This window comes from Marinovum sp. PR37 (genome assembly GCF_028807375.1).
GTDB classification, from domain to species: domain Bacteria; phylum Pseudomonadota; class Alphaproteobacteria; order Rhodobacterales; family Rhodobacteraceae; genus Marinovum; species Marinovum algicola.
In genome coordinates this window covers 1-8,749 of sequence record NZ_JARAML010000052.1, presented here as the reverse complement: position 1 = coordinate 8,749, position 8,749 = coordinate 1, and the positions used below count along the sequence as shown (strand labels likewise).

The window sequence follows — 8,749 nt, the reverse complement described above, 5'->3', positions numbered from 1 at the left end:
TATGCCGCCCCTCAGGGCCATCACCAACTTTCGGCTATATCTCCGCATGATCTCCGACACGGCACTTCAGTTTGCCCAGGACCGCCTGCTGCCGCGCGTCGAAATGGCCTATCTCAACGAACACACCGATCCCGAGATTTTCCGCGAAATGGGCGCGCTCGGCCTGCTGGGCGTGACCATCCCCGAGGCATACGGCGGGGTCGGCGCGTCTTATGTCTCTTACGGGCTTGTGGCACGCGCCGTCGAGCGGGTGGACAGCGGCTATCGCTCGATGATGTCGGTGCAAAGCTCGCTGGTCATGTTCCCGATCCACGCTTTCGGCTTAGAAGGGCAAAACGGAAATACCCGCCCAAGCTTGCCAGTGGCGATACATCGGCTGTTTCGGCCTGACCGAGCCGGACGCCGGCTCCGATCCTTCGGGCATGAAGACCCGCGCGGTCAAGACTGACGGCGGCAATCGCCTGATCGGCTCGAAGATGTGGATTTCCAACAGCCCGATTGCCGATGTCTTCGTGGTCTGGGCTAAGTCCGAGGCGCATGACGGCAAGGTGCGCGGCTTCATCCTGGAAAAGGGCATGACGGGGCTGTCGGCGCCGAAGATCGGCGAAAACTGTCCTCGCGTGCCTCGATCACCGGCGAGATCGTGATGGACAATGTCGAGGTCGGCGAAGATGCGCTGCTGCCCGATGCCCAAGGCATGGGCGGGCCCTTCGGCTGCCTGAACCGGGCCCGATATGGCAGGCGTGATGGGCGCCGCCGAAGACTGTCTCCACCGCACCCGGCAATACGGCCCCGGCGGCAAGCAGTTCGACTGCCCGCTGGCCGCCACGCAGCTCTACCAGAAGAAACTGGCCGACATGCAAACCGCGATCGCGCTGGGGCTTCAGGCCTCGCTGCGCGTTGGGCGGCTGTTCGACGAAGGCCGGTTTGCGCCCGAGATGGTCTCGCTCATCAAGCGCAACAACTGCGGCAAGGCGCCGGATATTGCACGCCACGCCCGCGACATGCACGGCGGCAACGGCATCCAGATCGAATACCACGTGGCAATCACCACTCCTGCCGCGTCAACCATTGCCCGAGAACGGGAAATTGACCGGAAGGGGCCTTCGCATCACGAACTCCCTGAGGCGTATCATTTCCGGATCCTCGCTGTCTGCGATGCGTGCCCAGACCGCGCGAAGGAAGAGCTCACAAGTCAGCTGTGTGAAGTCATGCGCCAGCGCGGCGGGGTCACGCGCAGCGAGAACGGTTTCCCGCGTCTCCCGCCACTGGCTGCAAATCGACAGCACATCCGCATCATCCGTCAGGTTGCCGATCATGGCCAGAAACGCGTCGGCGCCCGCGCCGCCGTGCAGCTTCAGCCCGCGGGTCGTGGTGGCCAGCTCGTGAATGCCATTGGCCCCTTCGTAGATTGAGGTGATCCGCGCGTCGCGCCAGGTCTGCGACACGCGGTATTCGGGCAGGTAGCCATAGCCGCCAAGAATCTGGATGCCGAGGTCTGCCGCGCGGATGCCGGCCTCGGAGCAGAAGACCTTGCAGAGCGGTGTCAGGAAATCGACCAGCGCCGGATTGTCACCGCGCTCAAGCGCGACAAGCGTGAGATGCGCCATGCCGCGCGCGCCCAACGTCAAGGCGCGCTGTTCATCGAGCATCCGGCGCACGTCGGCGTGATCCGACAGCACCGCCTCAGAGCCGTCGGGCCGGCGGCCCTGAACCCGTTCGTCGGCATAGCTTCTGGCGATGTCATGGGCGCGGCTGGCGTGGGCCACGCCTTGCAGCGCCACGTCGATGCGGGCGTGGTTCATCACCGTGAACATGGCGGCCAGCCCCGCGCCCTCTTCGCCCACCAATTGCGCCGGGGTGCCGTCAAAGGCCATCTGGCAGGTCGGCGAGGCATGCAGGCCCAACTTTTCCTCAATCCGGGTGATCGAGATCGTGCGACCCGCCGCCTTCTTGCCGGTCAGGAACAGCGACAGTCCCTTGATGCCTTCTTCGCGCGTGCCGGTGCGGGCAAGGACAAGGTGCAGGATGTCGTCCGACATGTCCTGATCGCCACCGGAAATGAAGATCTTCTCGCCGGTGATTGCCCAGCCATTGCCGACCTTTTCAGCCTTGCAGCGCACGCGCGCCAGGTCCGAGCCGGCGCCGGGTTCGGTCAGACACATGGTCGATAGGGCCTCGCCCGCGGCAAGGCGCGGGATCCACGTCTGCTGCTGCGCCTCGGTCCCGAAGCGCAGAAGCGTCGCGACCGCGCCGGGAACAAGGTTGCAGACCATCTGCATGGCGTGGTTGGCGCCGGAGAAGATCTCGGACACGGCGGCGGCGACAAGGTGGTTCTGTGCCATGCCGCCGAAGGACTCGGGTGCGGTCAGCCCCTGCCAGCCGCCTTCGGCCAGCTCCGCATAGGCCGCCGCGAAGCCGTCGGGCATCTTCACGGTGCCGTCTTCCAATCGGCACCCCTGGGCATCGCCCGGCTCGTCCAGCGGCGCAATGACGCCTTCGGCGAAGGCGGCGAAATGGCCGAGGATTTCACCCGCCAACGCGCCGTCCCAGTCCGCAAGCGCGCCGGCCCCCGCCACGTGGTCGAGCGAAAACAGGATGTCGTCGAGAGGCGCTTCGAACGGTTTCATGTTCAGGGTCCTTATGGGGAGCGGGCAAAAGGGGGCTGTCCGCGCCCCCGATGGGGGACGCGGGCGCGACCTGTGTCGGCGGCGGTTGGGGTCAGCCCATCAGGCCCAGCAGCCGGGCGGCATTGTTCTTTATGATGTCCTCGCGCAGGTGATCCTTGATCGCGATCTGCTCGAAATCGCTGAGCCAGCGCTCTGGCGTAATCATCGGCCAGTCGGACCCGAACAGCACCTTCTTCTTCAGGATCGAGTTGCAGTAGCGCACGAGGATCTCGGGGAAATACTTCGGCGACCAGCCCGAGAGGTCGATGTAGACATTGGGCTTGTGCTGCGCCACGGCCAGCGCCTCTTCCTGCCAGGGGAAGGAGGGGTGCGCCATGACGATCTTCATGTCTGGAAAGTCCACCGACACGTCATCGAGGTACATCGGGTGGGAATATTTCAGCCGCATCCCGTTGCCGCCGGGCATACCCGATCCGACGCCGGTCTGACCGGTGTGGAAGAGCCCGATGCACCCGTGCTCGGCGAGGAGTTCGTAGAACGGATAGGCCATCCGGTCATTGGGATAGAAGCCCTGCATGGTCGGGTGGAACTTGAAGCCCTTGATGCCGTGTTCCTCGATCAGGCGCCGCGCCTCGCGCACCGCCATCTTGCCCTTCCACGGGTCGATCGAGGCAAAGGGGATCAGGATATCGCTGTTGCGCGCAACCTGTTCCAGCACCTCGTCGTTGGAAAACCGGCGATAGCCGGTCTCGCGTTCGGCATCGACCGGAAAGATCACCGCGGCGACGTTCTGTTCGCGAAAATGCGCGGCAGTCTGGTCGATCGTGGGCTGCACGATCTTGGCGTTGAAGTATTGGGCCATCTTCGCCTGAAGATCGTCATAGCCATCGTCGGAATGGCAGCCGCAGGGTTCTTCGGCATGGGTATGGATGTCGATCGCGCGGACCTTCGAGATATCTACCATCTGTCCTGTTCCTTCTCGCTCAAGTCTTTTCCTGCTTGCGGATCCGTGACAGCGCGTCGGTCAACGTGGCGCGGGTTGCATCGTCCATATCGGCGAACAACCGGTTTTCGTGGGCAATGACCGCGGCGTTGGCCTTGCCGAAGAGGCGCCGGCCGGCCAAGGTCGCTGTCAGCGCATAGGCGCGCCGGTCGGTGGGCACTTTGTCGCGCACGATCAGCTCGCGCCGTTCCAGCTCGTCGACGATGACCACCAGGTTGGGGCGTTCGATGCCCATCGCCTGGGCCAGTTGCGCCTGGCTGAGACCGGGGTTGCCGACGATCAGGGCGAGCGCGGTATAGGTCAGCATCCGCAATTCGAACGGTTTCAATGTCAGTGTCAGATCGGCCTGCACGATGTTGAAGGCGCGCTTCATGTGATAGCCGACGTGCGCCCGCAACGTCTCGTCATTGACCTTCTCGGGCGGGGTGATGGATTTCGCAGCTTTTGCCATGGTGATTACCTGAAGACGGGGGCGCGTTTTTCGAGAAAGGCTGTCAGCCCCTCTTCCGCGTCCGGTGTGGTCTGCGACAGGGCGGCGGCCAGCGACTCGGTGAAGAGGCCATCCGTCCGGGACATGTCGTTGATGCGGGCGATGGACTGGACCATCAGATAATTCGACAGCGGCGCATTGCGCGCGATCTTGCCGGCCAGCTCCCGCGCCAGCGCCAGCGCCTCTCCTTCGCCCACGGCATAGTGGGCAAGACCCAGGGCCAAGCCCTCTTCGGCACCATATTTGCGCCCGGTCAGCATCATTTCGGTCATCCGGTCGGCGCCGAGCAGACGTCCGACGCGGGCAGTGGCCCCGCCGCCCACGAAGATGCCGCGGCGCCCCTCGGGCAGCTGGAAGATGGTCGAGGCCTCGGCAATCCGCACATGGGTGGCGGCCGCCAGCTCCATCCCGCCGCCGATCACGGCCCCGAACATGGCAGACACGGTAATCAGTCCGCCCAGCTGGATGCGTTCCATCACCGCGTGCCAGTGGCGCGAATGATAGAGCCCCTGTTCGGCCGAACGGCGCACATGTTCCGACAGATCGAGACCGGAACAATAGTGACCGTCCGTCCCAGTCAGGATCACGACGCGCACGCCCTCGGGCGGTTTCGAATAGAAGGCATCCAGCGCATCGACCAGTTCATCGCACATGGCGTTGCGCTTGTCCGGGCGGCTCATCGTCAGGGTGGCGATGGGCCCTTCGACGGCCACTTTCAAAAAGTCCGACATGGGGTGGCTCCTTATCGCGGCGGCAGACGGGCTGCGCCGTCCAGCCGGATGGTTGTTCCGTTCAGGAACGGATTGGAAATGATCTGCTCCGCCATCATGGCGAATTCGCCCGGCGCGCCGAGGCGGGCGGGAAAGGGAATGTTGGCGGTGATCTTGGCGGCGACCTCTTCGGGCAGGCCCGCCATCATCGGTGTCTTGAAAAGACCCGGGGCGATTGCCATCACCCGGATACCGCTCTGCGCCAGTTCCCGCGCCGCAGGCAGGCACATGGATGCCACCCCGCCCTTGGACGCAGCATAGGCCGCCTGGCCCAGTTGGCCGTCCTGCCAGGCCACGGACGACGTGTTGACGATCACGCCGCGCTCTCCGTCCGCCAACGGCTCGAGCGTCGCCATGCGCTTCGCCGCATGGCTCATCACGATGTAGGTGCCGATCAGGTTCACGCGGATTGTCCGCTCGAACACGTCGATCGACAGCGCGCCGTCGCGGGCGAGGATGCGGGCGGCGGTGCCAATGCCGGCGCAATTGACAACCGCACGCGGCGCCTCGCCGAACTTGCTCACGGCCTCATCGAAGGCGAAACTCACCGCCCCGGCGTCACTGACATCCGCTCGAATGGCGATGCCGCCAATTTCTGCGGCCACGGCTTCGGCACGCCCGCCGTCGAAATCGACAATCGCGATTCTGGCGCCAAGCCCGACCAGATGGCGCGCGGTCGCCTCCCCCAGCCCGCTTCCGCCACCTGTGACCAGCGCGGTATTTCCCCTGACGTCCATCTTGCCACCCTTCGTTAACTTTCATCATGATTATGTCACATAACTACTTTCGTCAATGCCTGATGGCCCGGATCCCAAAAAAGAGATAGACAATAACAGATATGCCTTATAACTATTATGCCAATCGGCAAACGCTTCGATGGGAGGATCTCGTGGTAACTTTGCGGCAAGATGGAAGAGACCACCGGTATCGGACCCCCAAATTCACGTATGACAAACGCGACGACGGCACCGTCTACATGCGCCATGTCGAGGATCTGCCCGAACATCCGCAGCTTCTGGCCGACTACCTTGACCGCTGGGCGGATGAGGCGCCTGACCGGACCTGGATCGCCCGTCGCGGGGCGGACGGAGACTGGATCGAGGTGAGCTACGGCAGGGCCCGCAATCAGGCGCGGGCCGCAGGGGCCGCCTTGCTGAACATGGGGCTGGGGCCAGACCGCCCGCTGCTGATCCTGTCAGAAAACAGCCTCGAGCATGCAATCTTCGGGATCGCCTGTGCCTATGTGGGCATCCCCTATGCGCCTATCTCGCCCGCTTATTCGCTGGTGTCCGAAGGCGCCGCAAAGGCGAAGGGCAGTGTCGAGACGCTCAACCCCGGGGCAATCTTCGCCGATGACGGGGCCACCTTTGCCGAGGCTTTGCAAGTGTTGGTGAAGGGCGACTGCAAGGCGATCACCGCGCGCAACCATGTCGCGGGTGCGGCGCGCTACGACGACCTCCTCGCGCATGACCCTGCCGAGGCCGAGGCCGCGCGGGCGATGCTGACCCCCGACACGGTGGTCAAATATCTGTTCACTTCCGGCTCAACCGGGTCGCCCAAGGCGGTGATCAACACCAACCGGATGATCTGTGCCATGCAGGCCATGGTGCGCGATTGCTACTCCTTCCTGGAGACCGAGCCGCCGGTGGTGTTGAACTGGGCACCCTGGAACCATACGGCGGCCGGCAACAAAATCGCCTACCTCGTGCTGACCAACGGCGGCACCTATTACATCGACGATGGCCGCCCGGTGCCCGGCAAGTTCGACGAGACCCTGCGCAACCTGCGCGAAATCGCCTGCACCTGGTATTTCAACGTGCCCATCGGATACGACATGCTCGCCCGCGAGCTGGCGCGCGACAAGGTGCTGGCCGAGACCTTCTATTCCCGGCTGAACATGATGTTCTACGCCGGCGCCGGCATGGCCCAGCACACCTGGGACAAGCTGATGAAGATCGGGCGAGAGACGACGGGCCACGACGTACTGCTGGCGACGGGCCTGGGCTCGACCGAAACGGCGCCCTTTGCCCTGGCCTGGACCGACTTGGAAGAGACCGCCGGAAACGTCGGCGTACCGTCGCGGGGGTTGACGCTCAAACTGGTGCCGACCGACGGCAAGCTCGAGCTGCGGCTCAAGGGGCCGTCGATCACGCCGGGCTATTACGGCGCGCCGGAGAAGACCGCCGAGGTCTTCGACGACGAGGGCTTCTATTGCATGGGCGACGCGCTGCGTCCGGCGGACCCCGAGGATTTTTCGCGCGGCTTCTACTTCGATGGCCGCGTGGCGGAGAACTTCAAGCTGTCGACCGGCACCTGGGTCGCCGTCGGCGCAGTGCGCGCCAAGCTGGTGGACGATCTTTCCGGGCTTGTGCGCGACGCGGTGATCGTGGGCGAGAACGAAAGCCAGCTCGGTGCCTTGCTCTGGCTGTCGGACGTCGCGAGACAGATGCCGCCCGACGAATTGAAGGCGGCGCTTTCCGAACGGCTGACCTCTGCCGCCAAGGCCTCGACCGGATCGGCCAGCCGGGTAAGGCGGGCCAGGATACTGGCGCAGGAGCCGACGCTTGACCGCGGCGAAGTCACTGAAAAAGGCAGCCTGAACCAGCGCGCTCTGCGTGCGGGCAATGCCGGGGAAATCGACCGGCTCTATCGGTCGGACGAGGGCGTGATCATCGCCTGACACACGGAAGTCTTGAGGAGGAGACCTCATGAAATTGACAGCCAGATTGCTCGCGCTCGGCCTGAGCGCGCTGATTTCGACCGCCCCGGCGATGGCCCAGGACTGGGCGCCCAAGGGCCCGCTGACCATCAATATCGGCTTCGGCGGCGGTGTCGCCATGTTCACCGGCATTTCCCAGCGCCCGGCCGATGGCCGGAACGTGGGCATGGGCGTCAGCATCCCGGTGCTGGTGCAGCTTGTGCAGCGCGGCGGTCAGTTGCCTGGTGGGCGACAACCATCTTGTCCGGCACCGTCAGGCAAGTTGGCCGCCGCCGCCAGCCGTAGGGAGGGCGTAGCCCGACCGAAGGCTGGCGGCGGCGGCGCGGCCCTCTTCACGGGGGATTGCGGGGGGTGCTGGCCGCTGCGGGCCGGTAGGGTCGAAGTCTCTGCTACCAAACGGAGATCCGACCTTGCCGGGCAAACCCGTCACCGACCAGCAATTGGGAGTCTACATGACCGACCGACTTCAATACAGCCAGCGTATCGCCGCCGCCCGCGCAGGGTTCAGCGAGCGCACGGCCCGCCGCCTCGAGGCGGATCCCCGCCTTCCTTCGCAACGCCAGTCCGCCTGCGGACGTACTGTGCCCGATCCGCTCGAGGCGGTCTGGGAACCGGTACTGCTGCCGATCCTCGAACGCGATCCGGCCGTCCAAGCGGTGACGCTCCTACGCCATCTACAGATGACCGATCCGGATGCCTTCCCCGATGACCGGATCCGCCGGACCCTGGAGCGCCGCGTCCGCGACTGGCGTGCCCTGCACGGCCCCGAGCGCGATGTAATCTTCCGCCAAGCACCCGAGCCGGGCCGCTTGGCGTTGTCGGACTTCACGGATGCGGGCAGGCTCGGCGTTACCATCGCTGGTGTGCCGCTGGAGCACCGGCTCTTCCACTTCGTCTTGGCCTATAGCGGATGGGAACACGCTGCGGTGGTTTTGGGCGGCGAGAGTTTCACCGCGCTGGCCGAGAACCTCCAGAACGCGCTCTGGACCCTCGGCGGCGTGCCGCAGGAGCACAGGACCGACAGCCTTTCGGCCGCCTACCGCAACCTCGATGCCGATGCCGCGGCGGACGTGACCCGGCGCTATGACGTATGGATCGGCATGCAAAATTGGGTCCGACTCAATTTCTGTGGTGCCA

General features: G+C 64.7%; 6 protein-coding genes and 2 pseudogenes. 3 read left to right on the top strand and 5 right to left on the bottom strand.

What is annotated here, in order from left to right; translation table 11 throughout:
* Position 1: 1 nt before the first annotated feature.
* Positions 2 to 1,043, top strand: a pseudogene (locus tag PVW49_RS23355) (acyl-CoA dehydrogenase family protein); the annotation flags it as partial.
* A gap of 21 nt (positions 1,044 to 1,064) precedes the next feature.
* Here PVW49_RS23355 and PVW49_RS23350 read toward each other — a convergent pair.
* The 5 genes from PVW49_RS23350 to PVW49_RS23330 form a co-directional block, all read right to left on the bottom strand.
* On the bottom strand, positions 1,065 to 2,630 hold the full coding sequence (locus tag PVW49_RS23350; protein WP_274591757.1) for an acyl-CoA dehydrogenase family protein: 1,566 nt from the start codon (positions 2,628 to 2,630) through the stop codon (positions 1,065 to 1,067).
* A gap of 91 nt (positions 2,631 to 2,721) precedes the next feature.
* Complete coding sequence (locus tag PVW49_RS23345) at positions 2,722 to 3,594, bottom strand: amidohydrolase family protein (RefSeq protein ID WP_074837556.1); 873 nt, start codon at positions 3,592 to 3,594, stop codon at positions 2,722 to 2,724.
* Positions 3,595 to 3,613: 19 nt separating this feature from the next.
* The gene (locus PVW49_RS23340; protein WP_074837555.1) at positions 3,614 to 4,084 is read right to left on the bottom strand and encodes a MarR family winged helix-turn-helix transcriptional regulator; all 471 of its coding nucleotides are present in this window, start codon (positions 4,082 to 4,084) and stop codon (positions 3,614 to 3,616) included.
* Positions 4,085 to 4,089: 5 nt separating this feature from the next.
* Positions 4,090 to 4,854: a crotonase/enoyl-CoA hydratase family protein gene (locus tag PVW49_RS23335; protein WP_074837554.1), complete on the bottom strand. Its 765-nt coding sequence runs from the start codon at positions 4,852 to 4,854 to the stop codon at positions 4,090 to 4,092.
* An 11-nt stretch (positions 4,855 to 4,865) separates the two neighbouring features.
* Positions 4,866 to 5,630 carry an SDR family NAD(P)-dependent oxidoreductase gene (locus PVW49_RS23330; RefSeq protein WP_274591756.1) on the bottom strand — a complete coding sequence of 255 codons (765 nt, stop codon included), beginning with the start codon at positions 5,628 to 5,630 and terminating at the stop codon, positions 4,866 to 4,868.
* 239 nt (positions 5,631 to 5,869) lie between these two features.
* On the opposite strand from PVW49_RS23330, the gene PVW49_RS23325 reads away from it, so the two are divergent.
* Positions 5,870 to 7,573: a feruloyl-CoA synthase gene (locus PVW49_RS23325; protein WP_274591755.1), complete on the top strand. Its 1,704-nt coding sequence runs from the start codon at positions 5,870 to 5,872 to the stop codon at positions 7,571 to 7,573.
* A gap of 449 nt (positions 7,574 to 8,022) precedes the next feature.
* A pseudogene (locus PVW49_RS23320) lies at positions 8,023 to 8,749 on the top strand (IS21 family transposase); the annotation flags it as partial.

Excerpts from the sequence above, each read along its gene's own strand:
- PVW49_RS23350 (WP_274591757.1), bottom strand. The coding sequence starts at position 2,630 with ATGAAACCGTTCGAAGCGCCTCTCGACGACATCCTGTTTTCGCTCGAC.
- PVW49_RS23345 (WP_074837556.1), bottom strand. The coding sequence starts at position 3,594 with ATGGTAGATATCTCGAAGGTCCGCGCGATCGACATCCATACCCATGCC.
- PVW49_RS23340 (WP_074837555.1), bottom strand. The coding sequence starts at position 4,084 with ATGGCAAAAGCTGCGAAATCCATCACCCCGCCCGAGAAGGTCAATGAC.
- PVW49_RS23335 (WP_074837554.1), bottom strand. The coding sequence starts at position 4,854 with ATGTCGGACTTTTTGAAAGTGGCCGTCGAAGGGCCCATCGCCACCCTG.
- PVW49_RS23330 (WP_274591756.1), bottom strand. The coding sequence starts at position 5,630 with ATGGACGTCAGGGGAAATACCGCGCTGGTCACAGGTGGCGGAAGCGGG.
- PVW49_RS23325 (WP_274591755.1), top strand. The coding sequence starts at position 5,870 with ATGCGCCATGTCGAGGATCTGCCCGAACATCCGCAGCTTCTGGCCGAC.